Annotated in this window: 25 protein-coding genes; 11 read left to right on the top strand and 14 right to left on the bottom strand. The window is 74.2% G+C overall.

The genetic code is table 11. From position 1 onward, the window contains the following. Window positions 1–67: 67 nt before the first annotated feature. Both ACQPX6_RS14835 and ACQPX6_RS14830 read right to left on the bottom strand, forming a co-directional pair. Window positions 68–586, bottom strand: coding sequence for a class I SAM-dependent methyltransferase (locus ACQPX6_RS14835; RefSeq protein ID WP_433788072.1), 519 nt, complete (start codon window positions 584–586; stop codon window positions 68–70). Window positions 587–596: 10 nt separating this feature from the next. Continuing rightward, window positions 597–1,436, bottom strand: coding sequence for an SAM-dependent methyltransferase (locus tag ACQPX6_RS14830; protein WP_433788071.1), 840 nt, complete (start codon window positions 1,434–1,436; stop codon window positions 597–599). Window positions 1,437–1,631: 195 nt separating this feature from the next. Between ACQPX6_RS14830 and ACQPX6_RS14825 the strand changes: the two genes are divergently transcribed. The 6 genes from ACQPX6_RS14825 (at window position 1,632) to ACQPX6_RS14800 (ending at window position 5,283) form a co-directional block, all read left to right on the top strand. Then, window positions 1,632–2,501: a helix-turn-helix domain-containing protein gene (locus tag ACQPX6_RS14825; protein ID WP_433788070.1), complete on the top strand. Its 870-nt coding sequence runs from the start codon at window positions 1,632–1,634 to the stop codon at window positions 2,499–2,501. Window positions 2,502–2,588: 87 nt separating this feature from the next. Then, on the top strand, window positions 2,589–2,876 hold the full coding sequence (locus ACQPX6_RS14820) for a DUF397 domain-containing protein (protein ID WP_433788069.1): 288 nt from the start codon (window positions 2,589–2,591) through the stop codon (window positions 2,874–2,876). Then, entirely contained in the window at window positions 2,873–3,145 is a 273-nt protein-coding gene (locus ACQPX6_RS14815; protein ID WP_433788068.1) for a hypothetical protein, read from the top strand. Before ACQPX6_RS14820 ends, ACQPX6_RS14815 begins: the two co-directional genes overlap by 4 nt. A gap of 206 nt (window positions 3,146–3,351) precedes the next feature. Continuing rightward, the gene (locus tag ACQPX6_RS14810; RefSeq protein WP_433788067.1) at window positions 3,352–4,167 is read left to right on the top strand and encodes a hypothetical protein; all 816 of its coding nucleotides are present in this window, start codon (window positions 3,352–3,354) and stop codon (window positions 4,165–4,167) included. Further along, window positions 4,164–4,604, top strand: a complete 441-nt coding sequence (locus tag ACQPX6_RS14805) for a hypothetical protein (protein ID WP_433788066.1) — start codon at window positions 4,164–4,166, stop codon at window positions 4,602–4,604. Before ACQPX6_RS14810 ends, ACQPX6_RS14805 begins: the two co-directional genes overlap by 4 nt. 55 nt (window positions 4,605–4,659) lie before the next feature. Beyond that, complete coding sequence (locus ACQPX6_RS14800; RefSeq protein ID WP_433788065.1) at window positions 4,660–5,283, top strand: hypothetical protein; 624 nt, start codon at window positions 4,660–4,662, stop codon at window positions 5,281–5,283. Here ACQPX6_RS14800 and egtD read toward each other — a convergent pair. The 7 genes from egtD to ACQPX6_RS14765 all read right to left on the bottom strand — a co-directional run bounded on the left by egtD (window position 5,234) and on the right by ACQPX6_RS14765 (window position 14,058). Further along, the gene (gene egtD, locus ACQPX6_RS14795) at window positions 5,234–6,205 is read right to left on the bottom strand and encodes an L-histidine N(alpha)-methyltransferase (protein ID WP_433788064.1); all 972 of its coding nucleotides are present in this window, start codon (window positions 6,203–6,205) and stop codon (window positions 5,234–5,236) included. The two genes, ACQPX6_RS14800 and egtD, sit on opposite strands and share 50 nt — an antisense overlap. An 85-nt stretch (window positions 6,206–6,290) precedes the next feature. Then, on the bottom strand, window positions 6,291–7,040 hold the full coding sequence (egtC, locus tag ACQPX6_RS14790) for an ergothioneine biosynthesis protein EgtC (RefSeq protein ID WP_433788063.1): 750 nt from the start codon (window positions 7,038–7,040) through the stop codon (window positions 6,291–6,293). Window positions 7,041–7,094: 54 nt separating this feature from the next. Further along, window positions 7,095–8,435 (bottom strand): ergothioneine biosynthesis protein EgtB, encoded by a 1,341-nt coding sequence (egtB, locus tag ACQPX6_RS14785; protein ID WP_433788062.1) that lies wholly within the window; start codon window positions 8,433–8,435, stop codon window positions 7,095–7,097. After that, window positions 8,432–9,877, bottom strand: coding sequence for an ergothioneine biosynthesis glutamate--cysteine ligase EgtA (egtA, locus tag ACQPX6_RS14780; RefSeq protein WP_433788061.1), 1,446 nt, complete (start codon window positions 9,875–9,877; stop codon window positions 8,432–8,434). Before egtA ends, egtB begins: the two co-directional genes overlap by 4 nt. Window positions 9,878–10,029: 152 nt before the next feature. Continuing rightward, complete coding sequence (locus tag ACQPX6_RS14775; protein WP_433788060.1) at window positions 10,030–11,895, bottom strand: ABC transporter ATP-binding protein; 1,866 nt, start codon at window positions 11,893–11,895, stop codon at window positions 10,030–10,032. A 151-nt stretch (window positions 11,896–12,046) separates the two neighbouring features. After that, window positions 12,047–12,256 (bottom strand): helix-turn-helix domain-containing protein, encoded by a 210-nt coding sequence (locus tag ACQPX6_RS14770; RefSeq protein WP_116707459.1) that lies wholly within the window; start codon window positions 12,254–12,256, stop codon window positions 12,047–12,049. Window positions 12,257–12,432: 176 nt separating this feature from the next. Continuing rightward, window positions 12,433–14,058 carry an ABC-F family ATP-binding cassette domain-containing protein gene (locus ACQPX6_RS14765; RefSeq protein ID WP_433788059.1) on the bottom strand — a complete coding sequence of 542 codons (1,626 nt, stop codon included), beginning with the start codon at window positions 14,056–14,058 and terminating at the stop codon, window positions 12,433–12,435. 105 nt (window positions 14,059–14,163) lie between these two features. Here ACQPX6_RS14765 and ACQPX6_RS14760 point away from each other — a divergent pair, with 105 nt between their 5' ends. The 5 genes from ACQPX6_RS14760 to ACQPX6_RS14740 are packed head-to-tail and all read left to right on the top strand — an operon-like array spanning window position 14,164 to window position 18,156. Continuing rightward, window positions 14,164–14,937: an SDR family oxidoreductase gene (locus tag ACQPX6_RS14760; RefSeq protein ID WP_433788058.1), complete on the top strand. Its 774-nt coding sequence runs from the start codon at window positions 14,164–14,166 to the stop codon at window positions 14,935–14,937. A 56-nt stretch (window positions 14,938–14,993) separates the two neighbouring features. Then, the gene (locus ACQPX6_RS14755; protein WP_433788057.1) at window positions 14,994–15,392 is read left to right on the top strand and encodes a hypothetical protein; all 399 of its coding nucleotides are present in this window, start codon (window positions 14,994–14,996) and stop codon (window positions 15,390–15,392) included. Next, on the top strand, window positions 15,389–16,654 hold the full coding sequence (locus tag ACQPX6_RS14750) for a lycopene cyclase family protein (protein ID WP_433788056.1): 1,266 nt from the start codon (window positions 15,389–15,391) through the stop codon (window positions 16,652–16,654). The genes ACQPX6_RS14755 and ACQPX6_RS14750 overlap by 4 nt, the downstream gene beginning before the upstream one ends. A gap of 42 nt (window positions 16,655–16,696) precedes the next feature. Then, window positions 16,697–17,143 carry a universal stress protein gene (locus ACQPX6_RS14745; protein ID WP_433788055.1) on the top strand — a complete coding sequence of 149 codons (447 nt, stop codon included), beginning with the start codon at window positions 16,697–16,699 and terminating at the stop codon, window positions 17,141–17,143. Continuing rightward, on the top strand, window positions 17,140–18,156 hold the full coding sequence (locus ACQPX6_RS14740) for an adenylate/guanylate cyclase domain-containing protein (protein ID WP_433788054.1): 1,017 nt from the start codon (window positions 17,140–17,142) through the stop codon (window positions 18,154–18,156). The genes ACQPX6_RS14745 and ACQPX6_RS14740 overlap by 4 nt, the downstream gene beginning before the upstream one ends. A 226-nt stretch (window positions 18,157–18,382) precedes the next feature. On the opposite strand, the gene ACQPX6_RS14735 is transcribed toward ACQPX6_RS14740, so the two are convergent. From ACQPX6_RS14735 to sufD, 5 genes are read right to left on the bottom strand one after another with little or no spacing between them, the layout of a single operon-like run. After that, window positions 18,383–18,781, bottom strand: coding sequence for a metal-sulfur cluster assembly factor (locus tag ACQPX6_RS14735; protein WP_433788053.1), 399 nt, complete (start codon window positions 18,779–18,781; stop codon window positions 18,383–18,385). Next, window positions 18,778–19,251 (bottom strand): Fe-S cluster assembly sulfur transfer protein SufU, encoded by a 474-nt coding sequence (sufU, locus tag ACQPX6_RS14730; protein WP_433788052.1) that lies wholly within the window; start codon window positions 19,249–19,251, stop codon window positions 18,778–18,780. Before sufU ends, ACQPX6_RS14735 begins: the two co-directional genes overlap by 4 nt. Beyond that, window positions 19,248–20,555 carry a cysteine desulfurase gene (locus ACQPX6_RS14725; protein ID WP_433788051.1) on the bottom strand — a complete coding sequence of 436 codons (1,308 nt, stop codon included), beginning with the start codon at window positions 20,553–20,555 and terminating at the stop codon, window positions 19,248–19,250. The genes sufU and ACQPX6_RS14725 overlap by 4 nt, the downstream gene beginning before the upstream one ends. Beyond that, window positions 20,552–21,334: a Fe-S cluster assembly ATPase SufC gene (gene sufC, locus ACQPX6_RS14720; protein WP_433788050.1), complete on the bottom strand. Its 783-nt coding sequence runs from the start codon at window positions 21,332–21,334 to the stop codon at window positions 20,552–20,554. Before sufC ends, ACQPX6_RS14725 begins: the two co-directional genes overlap by 4 nt. 56 nt (window positions 21,335–21,390) lie before the next feature. Beyond that, window positions 21,391–22,632, bottom strand: coding sequence for a Fe-S cluster assembly protein SufD (gene sufD, locus ACQPX6_RS14715; RefSeq protein ID WP_433788049.1), 1,242 nt, complete (start codon window positions 22,630–22,632; stop codon window positions 21,391–21,393). Window positions 22,633–22,644: the final 12 nt, after the last annotated feature.

The raw sequence follows: 22,644 nt of genomic DNA, 5'->3' as shown, positions 1-22,644 counted from the left end.
GAGTATCACCCTCGCCCACCACGGGCACCATGGCTTGACACCGACCACACCCGCGGGGTCGGGACGATCAGGGTCGGCGCGCCACGAGGTGCGCCTCGCCGCCGGACTCCTCGTGGTGGACGACGGCGAGGTGCCCGAACGCCGCGAGCAGCTCGCCGGGCGCGGCGCGGAAGGGCCCGTCGCCGCCGGCGAGCACCGAGACGACGAGCAGCCCCCCGGGCGCGAGGGCGTCGACCAGCGCCCCGTACAGGGCGGGCGCGCGGAAGCGCTGGGCGACGACGACGTCGTAGGGCCCGGCGACGGGCAGGCCGTCGTCGAGGTCGGCCTCGATCCAGCGCACCAGGTCGCCCCCGGGCAGCTCCCGGCCCGCGGCGAGACCGACCGGGGAGACGTCGACCGCGTCGACGGTCAGCCCCCGCCCCGCCAGCCACACCGCGACCGCGCCGCGCCCGCAGGCGACGTCGAGCGCGCGGCCGTTCGCCGGGAGCAGGTGTTCCCGACCGGCGAGCGCCACGGGTGGCGCCGGCTCCCCCGGCGCGCCGTCGGCGTACCGGGCGTCCCAGCGCTCGCGATCGGAGGCGCTCACCGGCAGAAGGTCAGGGCTTGCGGGCCACGGCGCCGACGATGCAGCGCTGGGCGGGCACGAGCGGGCGCAGCTGCGGGCCGTCCGGCCACCACTCGACGCAGCGCGCCAGGCCCGGTTCGACCAGCTCCAGCCCCGGCAGCATCGCGAGGATCTCGTCGCGCGTGCGGAATCGGCCGGTGCCCAGCGGGCTGTGGAGGAAGACGTCCTCCATCCGCCGGGCCACGGCGCTGTCCTCGTCCTGCGGGTCGAAGAAGTGGCTCAGCGCGACGTAGCTGCCCGAGGGCAGCGCGTCGACGTACTGCTGCATGATCTCCGCGCACGTCAGAGCGGACTCGTCGTAGTGGTGCAGCGTCCCGAGCTGGAGCAGCGCGATCGGGCGGTCGAAGTCGAGGTGGCGCGTGACCGTCGGGTCCTCGAGCACCTCGCGCGGGATGGTGAGGTCGCCCGGGGAGAAGAAGGTGCGGTCGTTCTCCTCCAGCAGCGCGCGCCCGTGGGCGACGACCGACGGGTCGTTGTCGACGTAGACGACCCGCGCCTCGGGCCGCAGGCGCTGCGCGGCCTGGTGGGTGTTCTCCGCCGTGGGCAGGCCGGAACCGAGGTCGAGGAACTGGTCGATCCCCGCGTGGCCGGCGAGAAAGCGGACGGCGCGCACGAGGAACGCGCGGTGGTCGACCGTGAACTGCTCGATCTCCGGGGCGACCTGGCGCAGCTTGTCGACCACCTCGCGGTCGGCGGGGTAGTTGTCCTTCCCGCCCAGCGCGGTGTCGTAGACGCGCGCGATGCTCGCCTTCGTCGTGTCGATGTAACTGGGTGCGGACCCCGCTCGGGACGAGGAGTGCGCAGCGGTCATCGGCTTCCCATCAGGCGGTGCGATCACGAACGGTCGCTCACCCTACGAGGGTAACGGCCGATCGTTCCGACGACCCGAGGAGCGGACACCCAGGGCACCGGCCGTGTAACGTCCCGTGCTCGGCGGCACGCCCGAGGCCCCTGGGAGACGTGGGGCGGCGGACTCGGGCCCCACGACAACGGGGAGCGCACCACCGTGGCCGAGCGGGAGCAGACCGAGGTCAGCGGGCCCACCGCGCGCCGGATCATCCTGGGCGCCCAGCTGCGCGGCCTGCGCGAGCGTGCCGGGGTCGCCCGCTCCGAGGCGGCGTGGTCCATCCGCGGCTCCGACTCCAAGATGAGCCGCCTCGAGGCCGGCAAGGTCGGCTTCAAGGACCGTGACGTCGCCGACCTGCTGACGATGTACGGGGTCACCGACGCCGACGAGCGCGAGCTGCTGCTCGACATGACCCGGCGCAGCAACGAGCCGGGCTGGTGGCAGCCCTACGGCGACGTCCTGCCCCACTGGTTCGAGGACTACGTCGGCCTGGAGACCAGCGCCGCACGCATCCAGACCTACGAGCTGCTGTTCGTCCCGGGCCTGCTGCAGACCGAGGACTACGCGCGGGCGATCATCACCTCGGGCCACCCGGACCGGGCGACGCCCGACGACGAGCGGCGGCTGCAGGTCCGCATGCGGCGCCAGCAGACACTCGGGCGCCGTGACGCACCGACCTTTTGGGCGATCATCGACGAGTCGGTGCTGCACCGGCCCATCGGCGGGCCGTCGGCGCTCGTCGCGCAGATCGAGCGCCTGCTCGAGCTCTCGGCGTTCCCGAACGTGGTCATCCAGATCCTGCCGTTCACGATGTCCGGGTACGCGGCCGAGAGCTCGTTCTCGATCCTGCGCTTCGCCGAGCCGGAGCTGCCCGACCTCGTCTACCAGGAGCACCTCACGGCCGCGGCCTACCTGGACAAGCGCTCCGAGGTCGAGGCCTACAGCCGCGTGATCGACCGCGTGGCCGTCGACGCCCTGACGCCGGACGAGACGCGGCAGTACCTGAACAAGATCGCCGCGGAGCGCTGAGACATCCGGGGGATCTCCCCGGGCGAGCCGTCGCGTGCACGTGCATCCGCACGGCACGGTTGATAGGATCACTGCTGCACCCACCGGATGCACGTGCAGATGATCGAGGCGGTCGCCATGGGCCAGGTCCCGAACGCGCAGGTCGCCCTGCCCGACGCGGCATGGCGCAAGAGCGTCCGGTCCGGCAAGCAGGGCAACTGCGTCGAGCTCGCGCCGGTGCCCGCCGAGGGCGTGGCGGTGCGCAACTCCCGCTTCCCCGAGGGCCCGGCTCTGGTGTTCTCCGTCCCCGAGATGGCGTCGTTCCTGGCCGACATCAAGGGCGGCGCCTACGACGACCTGCTGGGCCCCGACGACGTCGCGGACCGCGCGTCGTGAGGCGGGCCGGGCCGGGCCGTCCCCTGTGGCTCACGTGTGCCGTCGACGGCGCCGACCACGCCGTCTCGGACGCCGCGTTCCTGGCCGCCCAGGGCGGCGACGGCCGCTACGAGGCGCTGTGCCGCGCCACGGTCTGGGCCTCGTCCCTGGCGGCCCCGCCGGCGAGCCGGTGCCCGTCGTGCGCGACGGCGGCCGGTGAGTCCGACCCGGACGACGGCCGTCGTCAGCGGGGCGTCCTCTCGCGCTTCGTGCCCCGCGCGTCCGCCTGATCGGCTGAACGCCCCGCCGTTCGGCGCAGAGTAATCACTCTGCATTCGGACGAACGGCTGCGTCGCCCGTACGGGGAAGATGCCCCGAACGCCAATGGCGGAGCGTGGTCATCGCTCATAGGATCGTGACCGCAGCGAGAGGCGATCGAGAGGGTTTCGTGATCCAGGAGGCCATACGTCGGGCGACTCCCCCGGGAGCCACCCCGGTGTCGGCCACCCCGTCGCCGGGCGCGGAGTACCTCGCGCCGGTCCGTGACCTGCCGGGTCTGTCCCACGCGTGCCTCGTCGACGAGAGCGACGGACGGGTGCTCGCGGCGATCGGCGCCGACGACGAGGGCACCGTCGCGGCGGTGCTCGCCTGGGGGCGACGCGCCGGTGCGGTGGCCGCCGACCGTGGCCGGACCCTCGACGACCTGATCGTCACCACGGACGCGGCGCACCACCTCCTGCGGGCGGTGGGCGGCTCTCCCGAGGGTCCGTGGGCGTACCTGCGGGTCCGCCGCGAGGACGGGAACCTCGCCCTGGCCCGGCGGCAGCTCGCCGCCGTGACCACGGTGCCCGCCCAGCCCGCGCTGCCCCCGCCGTCCCGGTCGGGCGACCGACCGGGCACCGTCCCCTTCCCGCGGCGGACGCCGACGGGAGCGGGACCGTCGGCCCGACCCTGGGCGAGCCCACCGGCAGCGTCGCCGGCCGCCCTCGTGCCGACCCCGGCACCCATCCCGACACCCACCCCGACACCCACCCCGACCGCGGCCCCGCCCGCGGCGGTGCCGGTGCTGCCGGCACCCCGCACGGCGCAGCCCGCCGGGCCACCGGCTGCCGCGGGCCCGGGATGGCGCACCACCGTCCGCGACAGTGCCGGCGTGCTGGGCCAGCGCTGGCGCACCGATCCCGAGACGTTGCGGCGGGTCCTCGCGGGCCTGCTGGGTCTCGGGCCCGGTCCCCAGAAGGCCATCGCCGGGCGCCCCGACCCGACCACCACCCGCTCCCCCGGAGCGACCCCGACACGGAGGAATCCATGAGCGACATCGAGTACGCCCTCAACCAGGCCGCCAACATCAAGGGCGCGTTCGCCGTGGCGATCGTCGACTACGACAGCGGCATGACCCTGGGCTCGCGCGGTGGCAGCGCCGAGTTCGACCTGGACGTCGCGGCCCCCGGCAACAGCGAGGTCGTCCGTGCCAAGTTCGACGTCATGCAGAAGCTGGGCCTGCGCGAGACGATCGAGGACATCCTGATCACCCTCGACACCCAGTACCACCTGATCCGGCCGATCTACTCGAACGGCGACGACAAGCTGTTCTTCTACCTGGTGCTCAACCGCCAGCAGGCCAACCTCGCGATGGCCCGGCGGGACCTGCGGATGATCGGCCAGCGCTTCTACCTCGACGACCCGTCGTCGCAGGCGGCCGTGCCGACGCAGGACCCGGGCTACTACCAGCAGGTCGGACGCCGCTGACCACCACCGACGGGGGAAGGCGGCGAGGGTGGGGCGTCATCGCCATCTGACGTGCGTGCGGTCGGACGGGCTGTCGGCGGTGCTCAAGCCGCTGCTCGACGACCGGCGCATCCTCGCCGCCACCCTCGTCGACGTCGGCAGCGGCCTCATCCTCGACGGCTACGCCGACGACCCCGAGCTCGCCGACCTCGAGTTGCTCGGGGCGGGCCACGCGGACGTCGTCCGCGCGGCCGACGCCCTCGGGCCGGGTCGCGAGCTCACCGTCGACACCGGCGACGGCCGCCACCACCTCCTGCACGCCGTGCCCGATCCGCACGGCGACCGGCTGGTGGTGGCGGTCGTGGTCCGGGGCAGCGCCCGGCACGTCGAGCGTGCCCGGCGGCGCCTGCGGACCGTCGAGGTCGACGCCCTCACGGCGGGGCCCACGCTCCAGCGGCGCCCCGTGAACGGCAGCTGGGTCGTGGAGCCGGCAGCCCCGGAGCCCGCACCGGAGGCCGACGAGGCCGACATCGCGCCGACCCCGGCGCCCGTCTCCCTGGCCCCGCTCTCGGCGATGTCGCCGCGGGCCCCCGGCGGGCCGCTCGGTGCGGCCCCCGCAGCGCCGCCGACCGTGTCCTCGGTGGCCTCGTTCAGCGACGGACGGCCAGCGACAGGGCGAACCGGTCCTGCGGGTCGGTGAACCACCCGTCGTGGGAGAAGCCCGCGGCGGCCAGCTCGTCCCGGATCCGCTCGCGCGTGAACTTGGTCGAGATCTCGGTGCGCATCTCCTCGCCCTCGGCGAAGTCCACCTCGAGGTCGAGCTCCGGCACCCGCACCCGCATGGCGCGCCGGGCCCGCAGCCGCATCTCGATGCGGCTGGACTGCGGCACCCACACCGCGAGGTGGTCGAACCCCGAGCGGTCGAAGTCGGCGCCGAGCACCCGGTTGAGCACCGAGAGCGTGTTGAGGTCGAACGCGGCCGTCACGCCCTGCGCGTCGTCGTAGGCCGCGACCAGCGTCGCCTCGTCCTTGACGAGGTCGGTGCCCACGAGGAACGCCTCTCCCGGGTCCAGCTCGTCGGCCAGCGCCGCGAGGAACACCTGGCGGTCGCCGGGCTCGAAGTTGCCCAGGGTCCCGCCGAGCAGGGCGACGAGGCGCCGGCCGTCGTGCGGCACGCTGCGCAGGTCGCGGGTGAAGTCGGCGACGACGCCGTGCACGTCGAGACCCGGGTAGGCCTCCACCAGGCCCGGGACCGCCTCCTCGAGCGCCGACGGCGAGACGTCCACGGGCACGTAGCGCCGCAGCGTGCCGGCCCGGTGCAGGGCGTCGAGCAGCACCGGGGTCTTCGACGACGACCCCGACCCCAGCTCCACCAGCGTGTCGGCGGCGGCCGCGCGGGCGATGGCGTCGGCGTGCAGGGTCAGCGCCTCGCGCTCGGCGGGGAAGGGGTAGTACTCGGGCAGCGCGGTGATCTGCTCGAACAGCTCGCTCCCCCGGGCGTCGTAGAGCCACTGCGGGGAGAGCACCTTCGGGCTCGCGGTCAGGCCGCGGCGGGCGTCGTCCCGGAGCGCGGCGTCGGCGTCGGCGGCGGTCAGGTGTACGTCGAGGGCGGGCAGGCTCATCGGTCTCGGGTCACGTCCTGGGATCGGGGGCGCACGTCACCGCGGTGGCGGGCGCCGTTCACGGCGTCGGGAACGGGGCGTGCGGCTACAGGGCCGTGACGGACACGGCGGGTGGGTCGTGCGCGGACCCGGGGCGCGCGACGAGCAGGGTGCCGTCGTTGAGGGGTACCCACGCGTCGTCGTCGTCGAGGGGCTCGGAGGCGACCGTCACCCCGCCGTCGGGGTGGGTGCGGTACGCGAGCGCGTGGTCGACGGCCGTGGCGACCACCTGGTCGCCGTCACTGAGCAACAGGTTGAGCCGCGAACCCGGGGCGGCGGCGAGCGCCTCGGCGACCACGCCCGCGACCGCGTCGGCGGGGTCCTTGCCGGCGGCGATCCGGGCGCGCACCAGGGCCCAGAGCAGCGCCGAGTCGGTGGCGGCCTCCGTGGTGAGCAGGTCGACCGCGGGCAGGGTCGCGGCGAGGTCGGCCATGCTCTGCGGCCAGCCGCGGACCACGCCGTTGTGGCTGAAGAGCCACGTCGCGCCCGCGGCCTCGCCGCGGAAGGGCGCGCAGGCCGCCGTCGACACCGGCATCCCCACGGTCGCCGAGCGCACCGCGGCCACGAGTGCGGTGGTCTCCACCGCCCGGGCGACGTCCAGGAACGACGCGTCGGTCCACATCGGGTCGTCGCGCCGGTACAGCGCCGTACGTGCGTGATCTTCTGAGCTATAGCTCAGAAGATCACGCACGTACCAGCCCACCCCGAACCCGTCGGCGTTGACGGTGCCGCCGCCGCGCATGTCCGCGGGGGCGTAGCTCTGGACGAGCAGCGAGTGCGGCGGCTCGGTCACCACCGAAGCGAGCGTGACCGGCGTGGGGCCCAGATGGGCCAGGTGGCGGCACACCGGTCAGGCGCTCCGGGCGCAGCGGAAGCCGGAGAAGATCTGGCGCCGGATCGGGAGGTCCCAGTTGCGGAACGTGGTGCGGGCGTTGGGCGTGCCGACGCCGAACGACGACCCGCGCAGCATCCGGAAGTCGCCGCCGAAGAAGACCTCGGAGTACTCCTTGTACGGGAACGGCTCGAAGCCCGGGTAGCCCTCGAACCCCGAGTCGCACCACTCCCACACGTCGCCCACGAGCTGGTGCACGCCGAGCGGCGACGCCCCGGCCGGGTAGGCGCCCAACGGGGCGGGCTGCAGGTGGCGCTGGTCGAGGTTGGCGCGCTCGGGCGTCGGGTCCTCGTCGCCCCACGGCCACCGCCGCGCGGTGCCCGACGCGTGCTCGTAGCGCGCCGCGAACTCCCACTCGACCTCGGTGGGCAGACGCTTGCCCGCCCAGGCGGCGTACGCCGCGGCCTCGTGGAAGCTCACGTGCAGCACCGGCTGGTCGCCCGGGATCTCCTCGCGCACGCCGAACGACGTCCGGTACCAGCGGTCGTCGATCCGCTCCCACGTCATCGGCGCGGTCCAGCCCTCGGCCCGGATGTGCTCCCAGCCGGCCTCGGACCACAGCGAGCGGTCGTCGTACCCGCCCGCGTCGACGAAGCGCGCGTACTCGGCGTTGGTGACCGGCGCCGCGTCGAGCCAGAAGTCCGCCACCCGGACGGGGTGGGCGGGCTTCTCGTTGTCGAGCGCGAACGGCTCGTCGGAGGTGCCCAGGAGGAACTCCGCGCCCGGGTGGAACACCTCGCTGCCCGCCAGCCCCGGCACCACCGACGCCGGCGGCGGGTCGGCGTGCAGCACCGGCGCCCCGGCCCGCAGCTGATGGGTGGCGAGCATCGTCTCCACGTGCTGCTGCTCGTGCTGGACGATCATCCCGAACAGGAAGCCGCCGGCCAGCGTGCGGCGCTCGTCGAACGACGCCGCGTCCAGGTGCGCCAGCGCCCGCTCGCGGACGCGCTCGCCGTAGACGCGGGCCTCGGTCGGGTCGAGCAGCGGCAGCGACGGACGCGCGGCGCGCGGGTTGGTGAACGCGTCGTAGAGGTGGTCGAGGTCCTCGCGCACGCCGTCGACGAGGTCGGTGTCGGCGGCGCCCCGGCGCACCAGCCAGAAGTCCTCCATGTTGGCGATGTGCGCGACGTCCCAGTGGAACGGCGACATCAGCGGCGAGTGCTGGCGGGTGAACTCGGGGTCGTCGGGGCCGAAGACGTCGTGGCTCAGCGCGCGGGTCCGGGCGCGGGCGGCCTCGAGCTCGGCGGCCAGGCGGCGGCGCAGCGCGGCCCGGTCGGTCACGGGGTCGGTGGCGGTCATCGCTCACCTCCGGAGGGGGATCGGGATCCGGACGGGTACTCGTGCTCGGGCGGGCGCCCGGTCTCGGGCACGCGGGCCTCGGCGTCGTCGAGCGGCTCGTCGGCGGGGCAGCGGCCCCGCATCACGCGCCCGGCGATGACGCGGTCGACGAGGTCGCGCACCGCGGGGTCGAGGTCGTCGAAGGCGGGGCCGGCCAGCGTGCGCCGGGCCTGGGAGAACACCGCCCCCGCCGCGCGGCGCAGCACGCGGTCGGCGAGCCCGTGGCGGGCGGCCGCGGTCCAGCGCCCGACCGCCGGTTCCGCGGCGGCACGGGCTCGGGCGACGGTGTCGGGGTCCTGCATCAGCGCGGCCACCACGGCCACGGGCACCACCCACTCGTCGCCCGCCTGCTGGTCGAGGTAGCGGACCTCGAGGTGGCCCTGGGGCCGCACGGGCGGGAAGAGCGTCGTCAGGTGGTAGTCGAGGTCCGCCCGCGTCGGCGCGGGGTCGGTGCGGCCGGCGATCCAGTCGGCGAACGAGGCCTCCGGTGCGTCCCACGACGTGCCGCCCGCGTCGTCGCGACGGACGAGGAGCAGGCGAGTGTCGAGTGCGCGGCGCGCGTACTCGCGGCCCGGGTCGGGGCCGGCGACGGCGGGCGGGCTCGTGCGCTGGGGGTCGAGCGCCAGCCAGCTCGCCATGCGTGACGACTTCCAGCCGGTGCGCCGGCCGTGGACCACCGGCGAGTTGGCGAACGCCGCGAGCAGCACGGGCCCGAGCTCGTGGAGGGCGGCCCACCGGTGCGCGACGTCCTCGCCCTCGCCGGCGTCGACGCAGACCTGCACCGCGGTGGTCGAGCACATCATCGTGCGGCCGTGCGGGCCGATGCGGTCGAAGGACGCCTCCATGGCCGCGTACCGCGGGACCTGCAGGAGGCGGCGCGGCGGGCGCAGCGGATCGCTGGCCCGCGGGACCGCGACCAGGCCCTCGTTCGCCAGCAGCGTGCGCAGCGCGGCGACGTCGGTGCTCACCGCGCGCACGAGGGAGCCGACGGTCGGCAGGGGCGGGCTGGCGATCTCCACCTGACCCCCGGGCTCGACGGTCACCGTGCCGCCGGCGGGCAGCGGGACGGGATCGGAGGCGGCGGGGACGGGGTGCCCGTGCGTGGGGCGGGGGTGCGGCGCGAGCGTCACGGGCGCGTGCGGCCCGAGGGCACGGGCGAGCACGGCGGGGTCGAGGGGACGGGCGGGGTCTTCGGCGTCACGGACGAGCCACTCCAGCTCGGTGCCGATGAGCCGTGGCGGCCCGTGCTTGAAGCACACGGACGCCACGTAGGCCTCGGCGGTGCCCCGATCGCGCAGCGGCGACGCGGGGTCGAGCGGGATGCGGTGGTGCGCGACCGCCGCCGTCGGGACCGGTGAGACGTCGCGATCCACCGGGCGCGCGGACGGTGTCGGAGCCGGCACGGGGCCTCCTCGAACGGCCTGACACCGACGGTTCACGCCGCCGGGTCGATGCTGGTGCTCACGGACGCTCAGCGACGCTACACGCGCACCGCACGCCCCGCAGGTGTCGTTCGCGGAGTGTCCGGGATGCGAGTGTCACCGTGAGTGATGACTCACGCTGCGCTGCGCGACGGGGCGAACTGGGTGTGGTAGAGGTCCGCGTACCGCCCGGTGCGCGCCAGCAGCTCGTCGTGCGTGCCCTGCTCGACCACCCGCCCGTGCTCGACCACGGCGATGACGTCGGCGGCGCGCACGGTCGAGAGCCGGTGGGCGATGACCACCGCCGTGCGCCCGACCAGCGCCTCCGCCAGCGCCTCCTGCACCGCGTGCTCCGACTCGGAGTCGAGGTGGGCGGTGGCCTCGTCGAGGATCACGACGCGCGGCGCGGCGAGCAGGAGCCGCGCGATCGTCAGCCGCTGGCGCTCGCCGCCGGAGAGGCGGTGGCCCCGCTCCCCCACCACGGTGTCCAGCCCGGCGGGCAGCTCGTCGAGCAGCTCGCCCAGCCGGGCGCGGACCATGGCCTCGCGCAACTGCTCCTCGTCCGCGTCCGGCGCGGCGTAGAGCAGGTTGGCGCGCACGGTGTCGTGGAACAGGTGCCCGTCCTGGGTCACGACGCCGACCGCGCCGCGCAGGTCGGCGAAGGCGAGCTCGCGCACGTCCACCCCGCCGATCTCGACCGCGCCGGAGTCGACGTCGTAGAGCCGCGGCAGCAGCGAGGCGATCGTGGACTTCCCCGCCCCCGACGGGCCGACCAGCGCGAGCATCCGGCCGGGCCCGATGCCGACGTCGACGCCGTGGAGCACCTCGTGCCCGGCGCGGTCGTCGAGGCGGGTGACCTCCTCGAGCGAGGCCAGCGACACCGCCGACGCCGTCGGGTAGGTGAAGCGCACGTCGCGCAGCCGCACCCCGAGCGGGCCCTCGGGCAGCGGCACCGGGTGCTCGGGCTCGGTGAGCGCGGGCTGCAGGTCGAGCACCTCGAACACCCGCTCGAAGCTGACCAGCGCGCTCATCACGTCGACGCGGGCGTTGGCCAGCTGGGTCAGCGGCGAGTACAGGCGGGTGAGCAGCAGCGCGAGCGCGACGACCGTGCCGGCGTCGAGGCGCCCGGTGACCGCGAGCCAGCCGCCGAGGCCGTAGACCAGGGCCTGGGCGAGCGCGGAGACCAGCGTCAGGCAGGTCAGGAAGACGCGGTTGACCATCGCGGTGCGCACGCCCACGGCGCGCACCCGGTCGGCGCGCTCGCCGAACTCGTCCCGCTCCGCCTCCGGCCGCCCGAACAGCTTGACCAGCGTCGCGCCGCCGGCCGAGAAGCGCTCGGTCATCTGCCCGGTCATCGACGCGTTGAGGTCGGCCGACTCGCGCTGCAGCGCCGCGATCCGCCGGCCCATGCGGCGGGCGGGCAGCACGAACACCGGCAGCAGCAGGAGGGCCAGCAGCGTGACCTGCCAGGCCAGCGCGATCATCACCGCGACCGCGAGCACGAGCTGGATGACGTTGGTGACGAGCCCCGAGAGCGTCGAGGTGAACGCCCGCTGGGCCCCGATGACGTCGTTGTTGAGCCGGCTGACCAGCGACCCGGTGCGCGTGCGCGTGAAGAACGCGAGCGGCATGCGCTGGACGTGCGAGAACACGGCGAGGCGCAGGTCGTAGATGAGCCCCTCGCCGATGCGCGAGGACAGCCAGCGCTCCGCGAGCGTCAGCCCGGCGTCGACCACCGCGAGCCCGGCGATGACCAGCGCCAGCACGACGACCACCGACGGGGCGGAGCGCCCGGTGATCGCCGTGACGATGCGGCCCGCGAGCACGGGCGTCGCGACGCCGATCACGGCCGACGCCGTCGCGAGCGACAGGAACACCGTCAGCGCGCGGTGGTGCCGGCTCGCGAAGCGCCAGATCCGCGGCAGCGTCCCCTTGGGGACCGACCGCGGCAGGCCCTCGGACCGCGCCGCGGACATCATCAACGACCAGGCGCCGTCCATGGGCTCGCAATCCTCACGCTCGTCGGACCGTGTGCCCCGAGCGTGCGACCTCGACCTAGATCGAGGTCAAGTGCCCGCTCCACGGGGCCGGCGTGTGGTGTCCACCGGGTCCTCCGTGGGCGGGTGTACCCCCCGAACGACGTGCGCGCTCCTACTTCTTCTTCGTGCGCGTGGCGCCCCCACGCCCGCGCAGCGTCACACCGGACTCCGAGAGCACCCGGTGCACGAATCCGTACGAGCGCCCGGTGGACTCGGCCAGCGAGCGGATGCTCGCGCCCTTCTCGTACTTCTTCTTGAGATCCGTCGCGAGCTTGTCACGCTGGGTGCCCGTGATGCGGGCACCCTTCTTCAGATCGGCCATCTCGATCCCACCCCTCGTCCGATCGCAGGTCCGAGCAACCCATGATGATCGCCGGACGGGGTGTGCGCCACGGCACACTTCTCGTGATCGGTAAGCGGTTGGGCCGATCGGAGTGATCTCCATGGCCTGCCGGACCAGCGGAAAGTCCGGAGGGGCCAGGAACGACAAGGACCTTGCTACGCGAGCTCGACCAGCTCGAGGTGCTCGGCGGAGAAGTGGTCCTCGGTGCCGTCGGGCAGCAGGATGACCCGCTCGGGCTCCAGCGCCTCGACCGCGCCCGGGTCGTGGGTCACCAGCACGACCGCGCCCTCGAAGCGGCGCAGGGCGTCGAGGACCTTCTCGCGGCTCGCCGGGTCGAGGTTGTTGGTGGGCTCGTCGAGCAGCAGCACGTTGGCCGCCGACGACACGAGCCCGGCCAGCGCGAGCCGCGTGCGCTCGCCGCCCGACAGCGTGCCGGCGGGCTGCTCGAGCTGCTCGCCGGTGAACAGGAACGCGCCGAGCAGCGTGCGCAGCTGCTGCTCTCCGGTGTCCGGGGCGGCGCTGCGGGCGTTCTCCCAGACCGAGCGGTCCATGTCGAGCGTGTCGTGCTCCTGGGCGAAGTAGCCGGTGCGCAGCCCGTGGCCGGCCTCGACCTCCCCGGTGTCGGGGTGCTCGGCGCCGGCGAGGATGCGCAGCAGCGTCGTCTTCCCCGCGCCGTTGAGCCCGAGGATGACCACCCGGGACCCGCGGTCGATGGCGAGGTCGACGCCGGTGAACACCTCGAGCGAGCCGTAGGTCTTCGACAGGCCCTGCGCGGTCATCGGCACGCGCCCGCACGGGGCGGGCGCCGGGAAGCGGATGTGCGCCACCTTGTCGTCGGTGCGCTGCGCGTCCAGCCCGTCGAGCATGGCCTGCGCGCGCCGCGCCATCTGCTTGGCGGCGACGGCCTTGGTGGCCTTGGCGCCCATCTTCGCCGCCTGGACCTGCAGCGCGCCCGCCTTCTTCTCGGCGTTGGCGCGCTCGCGGCGGCGCCGGGCCTCGTCGTCGGCCCGCGCCTGCTGGTACTTCGACCAGCCCATGTTGTAGCTGTCGAGCTCGCCGCGGGTGGCGTCGAGGAACCACACCTTGTTGACCACGGCGTCGATCAGCTCGGTGTCGTGGCTGATCACCACGAGCCCGCCCTCGTGGGACAGCAGGAACGAGCGCAGCCAGCCGATCGAGTCGGCGTCGAGGTGGTTGGTGGGCTCGTCGAGCAGCAGCGTGGTGCCCGCGTTGCCGCCGGTGTCGCCGCTGGCCGCGAACAGGATGCGGGCCAGCTCGACGCGGCGGCGCTGGCCGCCCGAGAGCGTCTGCAGCGGCTGGCCGAGCACGCGGTCGGGCAGGCCGAGGTTCGAGCAGATCCGCCCGGCCTCGCTCTCGGCGGCGTAGCCCCCGAGGTCGGCGAAGCGCTCCTCCAGCCGCCCGTAGCGGGCGATCGCCTTGTCGCGCGCGGCGTCGTCGGCGAGCTCCGCCATCGCGGTCTGCGTCTTCTCCATCTCGCGCAGCAGCTCGTCGAGGCCCTTGGCCGAGAGCACGCGGTCGCGCGCGAGCACGGTGAGGTCGCCCTCGCGGGGGTCCTGGGGCAGGTAGCCCACCGGGCCGGTGCGGCGGATCGTGCCGCCGTAGGGCTCGCCGACGCCGGCGAGGCTGCGCAGCGTCGTCGTCTTGCCCGCCCCGTTGCGCCCGACCAGCCCGATCCGGTCGCCCGGCTGGACGCGCAGCGACGTCCCCGACAGCAGGATGCGCGAGCCGGCGCGCAGCTCGAGATCGGACGCGGTGATCACAGGGAGGAGTCCTCGACGAGGTCGGTGCGGGCGGCCGGGGGCGCCGCGCGGACCCTCCCAGTGTAGGCGACCCTCGCTGTCGGCCCGGCCGCCTAGGGTGCGGCCATGACCGACGACACCGCCTCCGCGGGTGATCTGGCCGGGCGTGTCGCCCTCGTCACCGGCGCGAGCCGGGGCATCGGCCTGGGCGTGGCCCGCCACCTGCTCGACCGGGGGGCGTCGGTGACGATCACCGCGCGCAAGCGTCCCGAGCTGGACGAGGCGGCGGCGTCGCTGGGCGCGGACGACCGCGTCCTGGCCGTCGCGGGCAACGCGGGCGACCCGGCGGCGCGCACCGAGGCGGTCGACGCCACCGTCGCGCGCTTCGGGTCGCTGGACGTGCTGGTCAACAACACGGGCATCAACCCGCAGTACGGCCCGCTCGTGGACGCCGACCTCGGCGCGGTGTCCAAGACCTTCGAGGTCAACGTGGTGGCCGCGCTCGGTTTCGTGCAGGAGGCGCACCGCGCCTGGATGGGCGCCCACGGCGGGGCGGTCGTCAACATGGCCTCGGTCGGCGGCCTGCGCTCCAGCGGCGTCATCGGGGCCTACGGGGCGTCGAAGGCGGCGCTGATCCGCCTCACCGAGGAGCTGGCCTGGGAGCTCGGGCCGGCGATCCGGGTCAACGCGGTGGCGCCCGCGGTGGTCAAGACACGGTTCGCCGAGGCGCTCTACGCGCACGGCGAGGAGGAGGTCGCCAGCCGCTACCCGATGCGCCGCCTCGGCACCCCGGAGGACGTCGCCGCGCTCGTCGGCTTCCTCGTCTCCGACGCCGCGTCCTGGATCACCGGGGAGACCGTGCGGGTCGACGGCGGCCTGCTCGCCACGGGCAGCACGTGAACCCCACCGTCACCTCAACTCCGTTGGGCAGAATGGGGGGTGACCGGGAGGTGCGCATGGGTCTGTTCAGCAGGTGGCGGGGTGGTGGCGACGAGCGTCGCCAGGTGCTCGACCGCGAGGGCGGGCCCGCGGACCTCGCGCACCTCCGGGCGTTCGCGAAGTCCCGCGAGGGCGTCGCGTTCTACGTCGAGCCCGAGACCACGGCCACCGACACCACGGTCGTCGCCGTGGCGTTCGACGGCGAGTGGACCCGCCGGCGCGTCGGCACGCCGCGCGCGGCGCAGAAGCTCGCGCGCTCGGTGAAGGTCGCGTGCCACGACGTGCAGGTCACCGGCTACCCGCCCGAGATGCGGGCCTGGAACGCCCGGGCGAAGGCCGACCGCGCGGCGCTCGAGGAGATGGCCCGGGCCGAGGCGGAGCAGAAGAGGGAGCAGAAGGGGGACCGCGAGCGGTGACGCCCGCCGCCGCGCCCGTCGCGGACGTCGTGATCGCGGGGGCCGGCCCGGCCGGGCGCGCGCTCGCGCTCGCCTGCGCGGCCCTGGACCTGCGCACGCTGCTGGTCGACCCGCGCCCGCACCGCCCGTGGACCCACACCTACGGGTCGTGGACCCACGAGCTGCCCGCCGACCTGCCCACCGACGTCGTCGCCGCCCGCGGCCGCGGGGTGGTCGTCGCGCAGCGCACCCACCAGCTCGACGACGAGTACGTCGTGCTGGACACCGCCGCGCTCCAGGAGCACCTCACCGACCCCACGGTCGCCGTGCGCCGCGGCCGCGTGGTCGGCGCCGTGCCCGCGGGCGCCGGCCGGCACCCCGCGGTGCTGCTCGACGACGGCACCGCCGCCCCGGGGCGGGTCGTGGTCGACGCGACCGGCGCGCGCCAGGCGCTCGGGCGCCGCTCGGTCACCGACGGCGGGCCGCGCGCCGAGCAGACGGCGTTCGGGGTGGTCGTCGACCGGGAGGTGGCCGCCCGCGTCAGCGACGACCGGCTGCTGTTCATGGACTGGCGCCCGCGGCACGGACGTCCGGGCTGGCCGACGTTCCTCTACGCCGTGCCGCTGGACGCCGAGCGCGTGCTGCTCGAGGAGACCTCACTCGCGCGGCGACCCGGGCTGCCGATGCCCGAGCTGCGCACGCGGCTCCGGGCCCGGCTGCGCGCCGCGGGCCTGTCCGACGCCGAGATCCCCGACGACGACCCGGCGGCGGTGGAGAAGGTCCGCTTCCCTGTCGACTCGCCGCGCCACCGCTCCCCCGCCGGCGTCGTCGCCGTGGGCGCGGCCGACCCGCTGGTGCACCCGGCGTCGGGGTTCAGCCTCGCCACCTCGCTGCGGCTCTCCCCGCGCATCGCGGCCGCGATCGCCGATGCGCTGCGCGGGGGCGCCGACCCGGCGGCCACCGCCCGCGCGGCCCGGCGCGTCATCCGCTCCCCCGCCGCGGTCACCGTGCACGCGCTGCGCCGCCGCGGGCTCGAGACGCTGCTGGCGATGCCGCCGGCCGACGTGCCCGGGTTCTTCGACCGCTTCTTCACGCTGCCGACGGCCCACCGGCGGGCCTATCTCGACGCCCGCGACGACGTCACCGCATCGGTGGCGGCCATGACCTCGTTGTTCGGACGACTGACACCCCGTCTGCGTCTCCACCTCATCAGGGGGACGCTCCTCGGGGCCCACAGCGTCCGAACGGAGCAACAGCGGTACGCTCCCGGACCGACATCGTGACGGGGCCGTGACCCGTCACCGACGAGAGAGGTTGTCGCGACCATGGGCGCCTACCAGATCGTGGCCGTCGGCACGGACGGCTCGGAGTCGTCGTACCGCGCCGTCGACCGCGCCGCGACCATCGCGGCCGACGCCAAGGCCCTCCTGCTGATCATCTGCGCCTACCACCCGGCGAAGAACACCGCCGACGCCGAGCGCGAGCTCGGCGAGGACGCGGCGTTCCACGTCGTCGGCTCGACCCCCGCCGAGGAGACGCTGCGTGACGCCCGCGAGCGCGCGTCGGCCAAGGGCTCGGTCGAGATCGACACCGTGGCGGTCGAGGGCGACCCCATCGAGCGCGTCATCGAGATCGTCGCGGACCGCCGCGCCGACCTCGTCGTCGTCGGCAACCGCGGGCTCAACAGCCTCGCCGGGCGCCTGCTCGGCTCGGTGCCCCAGGGCATCTCCCGGCGCGCCGGCAGCGACGTCCTCATCGTCCACACCACGTGACCCCGGGTCCCGACGCCACCGACCCCCAGCGGTGGGCGCGGGCCCAGGAGCGGATCGAGGACCTGCTGCTGGGCGGCCCCCGGACGATGACGCGCGGCGAGGTCCACGAGCGCACGGGGCTGTCGCCGGAGCACACCGCGCGGCTCTGGAGCGCGCTGGGCTTCCCGACGACCCCGGACGACCTGCGCGGCTTCGCCGAGGCCGACCTCGAGGCGCTCGAGCTCTCGGGCCGGCTGCTCGACACCGACACCTTCGACGCCGCCGAGGAGCTGGCCGTCGCCCGCGCGCTCGGGCAGGGCCTCGGGCGGCTCGCGGAGTGGCAGGCCAACCTCGTGCGCCGCACGATCGTCGACGCCGGACGCGCCGACGACCCGGACGCGGTCGTGGCGGCCGTCGAGACACTGGTCCCGACGCTCGAGCGGCTGCAGTCCTACGTGTGGCGCCGGCACCTCGCGGTGACGGCGGGGCGCATCCTCTCGGGCCTCGCCGACCCCGACGGCGAGGGCGCCGGCGGCAACCGGACCGTCGTCGGGTTCGCCGACATCGTCGGCTTCACCCGCCTGAGCCGCCAGATCGACGAGACCGAGCTGCGGTCGCTGCTCGAGCGCTTCGAGACCGTGTGCACCGAGATCGTCGCGCGGCGCCGGGGCCGGATCGTCAAGACGCTCGGCGACGAGATCCTCTTCGTGTGCGAGCGGGTCGAGGACGCCGTCGACATCGCGTTCCGCCTCCACGAGCAGGTCCCCGACGACGACGGCCAGGTCACCCTGCGCGTGGGCATGGCGCTCGGCGAGGTGCTCCCCCGCTACGGCGACGTGTACGGGCCGGTGGTCAACATCGCCGCGCGCCTGACCTCCGAGGCCCGCCCGGGCTCGGTGCTCGTCGACGAGGACCTCACCGAGGCCCTGCGCGCCACCGACCTCGACCTCGAGATCCGCGCGGTGCCCCAGCTCGCGGTGCGCGGCTACCGCCACCTCCGCCCGCACGTGGTGCGCGAGCGCTCGTCGTCCTGACGGACGCAGCGAACGCCCTCTCGGCGTGCTCCCCTGACTCGCTGCTTCTCTGCGCGCGAACTCCCCGTTGATCGGGGGTCCTAGACGAACGAACGGCGCCCTCGCTGCTTCGGTAGCAGCGAAAGCGCCGTTCGTTCCTGCGAGAGTGCGGCCGTTCAGTCCAGCCCCACGGGGTGTGCGTGCTTGTCCGTGCCCCAGCACGGGCAAGCGCTCACGAGACCGGAGGTCAAACGGTGAACCCCAGCGCGCGGAGCTGCTCGCGTCCGTCGTCGGTGATCTTGTCCGGGCCCCACGGGGGCATCCAGACCCAGTTGATGCGCACATCGTTGGCCAGTCCCCCGTCGGCGCCCTGGGTGAGGGCGGCGCGGGCCTGGTCCTCGATGACGTCGGTCAGCGGGCACGCCGCCGACGTCAGCGTCATGTCGAGGGTGACGACCGGGCCGGCGTCGTCGCTGTGGACGTCGATGCCGTAGAGCAGGCCGAGGTCGACGACGTTGATCCCGAGCTCGGGGTCGACGACGTCGCGCATGGCCTCCTCGAGGTCGTCCACCGAGGGCAGGCCCTCGGTCTTCGCCGGGGCCTCGGGCATGCCGGCGGCACCCCGCTGGACGGTGTCTTCGCTCATGCTGTTCCTCCGGTCTGTCCCGACGCCTGAGCCTGGGCCACCGCGTCCTTGAACGCCAGCCACCCGAGCAGCGCGCACTTCACGCGGGCCGGGTAGGCGGCCACGCCGGCGAAGGCGACGGCGTCGTCGAGCACGTCCTCGTCCGGTTCGACCTTGCCGCGACCCTGCACCATCGCCTGGTAGGCGTCGAGGGTCTCGAACGCCTCGCCGACGGTGTGGCCGACGAGCAGGTCGTGGGCCACCGACGTCGCGGCCTGCGAGATCGAGCAGCCCAGCGCGTCGTACGAGAGGTCCTCGACCTTGGCGTCGAGCCCCTCGCCGCCCGACAGGTGCACCCGCACGGTGACCTCGTCGCCGCACGTCGGGTTGACGTGGTGCACCTCGGCCTCGAACGGCTCGCGCAGCCCGTGGCCGTGGGGGCGGCGGTAGTGGTCCAGGATGATCTCCTGGTACATCGAGTCGAGCTTCATGCAGGCACCACCCCGAAGAACTCCTGCGCCCGTCGCACGCCCGCGACCAGCGCGTCGACCTCCTCCATCGTGTTGTACACGTGGAAGCTCGCGCGGATCGACGACTGCACGCCGAACGCCCGGTGCAGCGGCCACGCGCAGTGGTGCCCGACGCGGACGGCGATGCCCGAGTCGTCGAGCACCTGCGACGCGTCGTGCGGGTGGACGCCGTCGATGGAGAACGCCACCGCGCCGCCGCGCGCCTCGGTGCCGCGCGGACCGAGGATCGCGACGCCCGGGAGGTCCTGCAGCTTGAGCAGGGCCGCGCCGGTCAGCTCGTTCTCGTGCGCCTTGACCCGGTCCATGCCGATGGCCGAGAGGTAGTCGACGGCCGCGCCGAGGCCGATGGCCTGCGACGTCATCGGCACGCCGGCCTCGAACCGCGCGGGCGGCGGCGCGTACGTCGCCCCCTCCATGCGGACCATCTCGATCATCGAGCCGCCCGTGAGGAACGGCGGCAGCGCCTCGAGCAGCTCGTGGCGGCCGTAGAGCACGCCGATGCCCGAGGGCCCGAGCATCTTGTGCCCGGAGAACGCGGCGAAGTCGACGCCGAGGGCGTGCAGGTCGACCGGCGCGTGCGGCACCGACTGGCACGCGTCCAGCACGGTGTACGCCCTGACCGCGCGCGCCCGGCGCACGATCTCCTCCACCGGCGGCACCGTGCCGAGCACGTTCGACTGGTGGGTGAACGCGACGACCTTGGTGCGCTCGGTGATCGGGTCGTCGTCGAGGTCCAGCCGCCCGTCGGCGGTGATGCCGAACCAGCGCAGGGTCGCGCCCGTGCGCCGGCAGAGCTCCTGCCACGGGATGAGGTTGGCGTGGTGCTCCATCTCGGTGGTGACGACCTCGTCGCCCGGCCCGAGGCGGAACCGCTCGGCCGCGGGCTCGACGCCGTCGCCCACCGACGCATTGCTCATGCCGTAGGCCACGAGGTTGATCGCCTCGGTGGCGTTCTTGGTGAACACCACCTCGTGGATGTCCGCGCCGACGAACGCCGCGATCCGCTCGCGCGCGGACTCGTAGGCGTCGGTGGCCTCCTCGGCCAGGGCGTGCGCCCCGCGGTGCACCGCGGCGTTGGACGTCTCGAGGAACGTCCGCTCGGCGTCGAGCACCTGGCGCGGCCGTTGCGAGGTGGCCCCCGAGTCGAGGTAGACCAGCGGCTTCCCGTCACGGACCGTGCGGCCCAGGATCGGGAAGTCCGCGCGGATCTCCTCGACGTCCAGGGTCGCACCCGCCGACGTGGAAGCGGATGCGAGTGCGGTCATGCCGGCTGCTCCTCCTTGTCGGCGCCGAAGGCCCCGACGAAACGCTCGTAGCCGTTCTCCTCGAGCTCGTCGGCGAGCTCGGGGCCACCGGACGCGGCGACGCGACCGTTGACGAACACGTGGACCCGGTCCGGCGCGATGTAGCGCAGGATGCGGGTGTAGTGCGTGATCAGCAGGATGCCGACGTCGGACTGCGCCTTGTAGTCGTTGACGCCCTTCGACACGACGCGCAGGGCGTCGACGTCGAGGCCCGAGTCGGTCTCGTCCAGCACCGCGATCTTGGGCTTCAGCAGCGCCATCTGCAGCACCTCGTGCCGCTTCTTCTCGCCGCCGGAGAAGCCCTCGTTGACGCTGCGCTCGGCGAACGCCGGGTCGATCTCGAGGTCGGTCATCGCACCCTTGACCTCCTTGACCCAGTGCCGCACCTTCGGGGCCTCGCCCCGGGTGGCGGTGGCGGCGCTGCGCAGGAAGTTCGACATCGAGACGCCGGGCACCTCGACGGGGTACTGCATCGCGAGGAACAGGCCGGCGCGGGCGCGCTCGTCGACGGCCATCTCCAGGACGTCCTCGCCGTCGAGGAGGACCTGCCCCTTCGTCACGGTGTACTTGGGGTGGCCCGCGATGGAGTAGGCGAGCGTGGACTTGCCGGAGCCGTTCGGACCCATGATCGCGTGGGTCTCGTTCGAGTTCACCGTCAGGTCGACGCCGCGCAGGATCTCCTTGGGACCCGACTCGGTCTCGACCTCGACGTGCAGGTCGCGGATCTCGAGGGTGGACATCAAGCCTCTTTCACTACAGGTACGTGGTGGGGGACGGACTCAGCTGCCAGCCCGGATCAGGAACCGATGGCTTCGAGCTCGGCCTCGATGGCCGCCTCGAGCCGGTCGCGCAGCGCGGGCACGCGGACCTTCTGGATGACCTCGCCGAAGAACCCGCGCACGACCAGGCGACGTGCCTGGGCCTCCGGGATCCCCCGCGCCATCAGGTAGAACAACTGCTCGTCGTCGAATCGTCCCGTCGCGCTGGCGTGGCCGGCGCCGACGATCTCGCCGGTCTCGATCTCGAGGTTCGGCACCGAGTCGGCGCGCGCGTTGTCGGTGAGCAGCAGGTTGCGGTTGAGCTCGTAGGTGTCGGTGCCCTCGGCGGCCTTGCGGATCAGCACGTCGCCGACCCAGACCGTGTGCGCCGCGGTGCCGCCCTCGACGCCCTGCAGGGCGCCCTTGTACGTCACGCGCGAGCGGCAGTTCGGCACCGAGTGGTCGACGAGCAGGCGCTGCTCGAAGTGCTGCCCGCCGTCGGCGAAGTACAGCCCGTCGAGCTCGACGTCGCCGCCGGGCGCCCGGTAGTTGACCACCGGGGAGAGGCGCACGAGGTCGCCGCCGAGCGTCACCGACGTGTGCCGGATCGTCGCGTCGCGGCCGACCGAGAGGTGCTGGGCACCGACGTACACCGCGTCGTCGGCCCAGTCGTGCACCTCGACGACGGTGAGCTTGGCGCCGTCGGCGACCACGAGCTCGGTGTTCGCCGCGATCGTGCCCGACCCGCGGTGGTCGAGGACCACCACGGCCTCGGCGTGGTGCTCGAGGCGCAGCTGGAGGTGGGCGTAGGCCGACTGCCCCTCCCCCGGGCCCGTCACCGTGATCGTCAGCGGCTCGTCCTCCGAGCGCGCCTCGTTCACCGTGACGACGTGGGCCTCGGGGGTCGCCGACCACGCCTGCGCCGCGACCCGGTCGGCGGGGATGCCGCCGTCACCGAGGCGCGGGTCGTCGCGGCCGACGGTCTCGTGCCGCACGCCGCCGAGCTCCGACGACGCGGCGTCGCCGAAGCCGGACACCACCGACACGCCGATGCGCCCCTGGGCGGTGGCCGAGCCGTCGTGGAGCCCGCGCAGGCGACGCAGCGGCGTGAAGCGCCACTGCTCCTCGCGCCCGCGCGGGACCTCGAAGGCCTCGACGTCGTAGGAGGTGAACCGCAGCTCCCACGGCGCGATCTTCGGGCTCGTCGCGTTGATGCCCGGGTCCACGTCGAGGACCGGGGAGTCGGCGGCGTCGATGATGGCGCCGCCGACCTGGGCCACTGGCTGGTCGGG

Source organism: Actinomycetospora sp. CA-101289 (genome assembly GCF_050955895.1).
GTDB lineage: Bacteria > Actinomycetota > Actinomycetes > Mycobacteriales > Pseudonocardiaceae > Actinomycetospora.
Note: the sequence above shows the minus strand (reverse complement) of the source record. Positions and strands in the feature narration are given on the sequence as shown.

Coding starts and splice junctions, on each gene's coding strand:
- ACQPX6_RS14830 (WP_433788071.1), bottom strand. CDS start 1,436: ATGACCGCTGCGCACTCCTCGTCCCGAGCGGGGTCCGCACCCAGTTAC.
- ACQPX6_RS14820 (WP_433788069.1), top strand. CDS start 2,589: ATGCACGTGCAGATGATCGAGGCGGTCGCCATGGGCCAGGTCCCGAAC.
- ACQPX6_RS14805 (WP_433788066.1), top strand. CDS start 4,164: ATGAGCGACATCGAGTACGCCCTCAACCAGGCCGCCAACATCAAGGGC.
- egtD (WP_433788064.1), bottom strand. CDS start 6,205: ATGAGCCTGCCCGCCCTCGACGTACACCTGACCGCCGCCGACGCCGAC.
- egtB (WP_433788062.1), bottom strand. CDS start 8,435: ATGACCGCCACCGACCCCGTGACCGACCGGGCCGCGCTGCGCCGCCGC.
- ACQPX6_RS14775 (WP_433788060.1), bottom strand. CDS start 11,895: ATGGACGGCGCCTGGTCGTTGATGATGTCCGCGGCGCGGTCCGAGGGC.
- ACQPX6_RS14770 (WP_116707459.1), bottom strand. CDS start 12,256: ATGGCCGATCTGAAGAAGGGTGCCCGCATCACGGGCACCCAGCGTGAC.
- ACQPX6_RS14760 (WP_433788058.1), top strand. CDS start 14,164: ATGACCGACGACACCGCCTCCGCGGGTGATCTGGCCGGGCGTGTCGCC.
- ACQPX6_RS14755 (WP_433788057.1), top strand. CDS start 14,994: ATGGGTCTGTTCAGCAGGTGGCGGGGTGGTGGCGACGAGCGTCGCCAG.
- ACQPX6_RS14745 (WP_433788055.1), top strand. CDS start 16,697: ATGGGCGCCTACCAGATCGTGGCCGTCGGCACGGACGGCTCGGAGTCG.
- ACQPX6_RS14735 (WP_433788053.1), bottom strand. CDS start 18,781: ATGAGCGAAGACACCGTCCAGCGGGGTGCCGCCGGCATGCCCGAGGCC.
- sufU (WP_433788052.1), bottom strand. CDS start 19,251: ATGAAGCTCGACTCGATGTACCAGGAGATCATCCTGGACCACTACCGC.
- ACQPX6_RS14725 (WP_433788051.1), bottom strand. CDS start 20,555: ATGACCGCACTCGCATCCGCTTCCACGTCGGCGGGTGCGACCCTGGAC.
- sufC (WP_433788050.1), bottom strand. CDS start 21,334: ATGTCCACCCTCGAGATCCGCGACCTGCACGTCGAGGTCGAGACCGAG.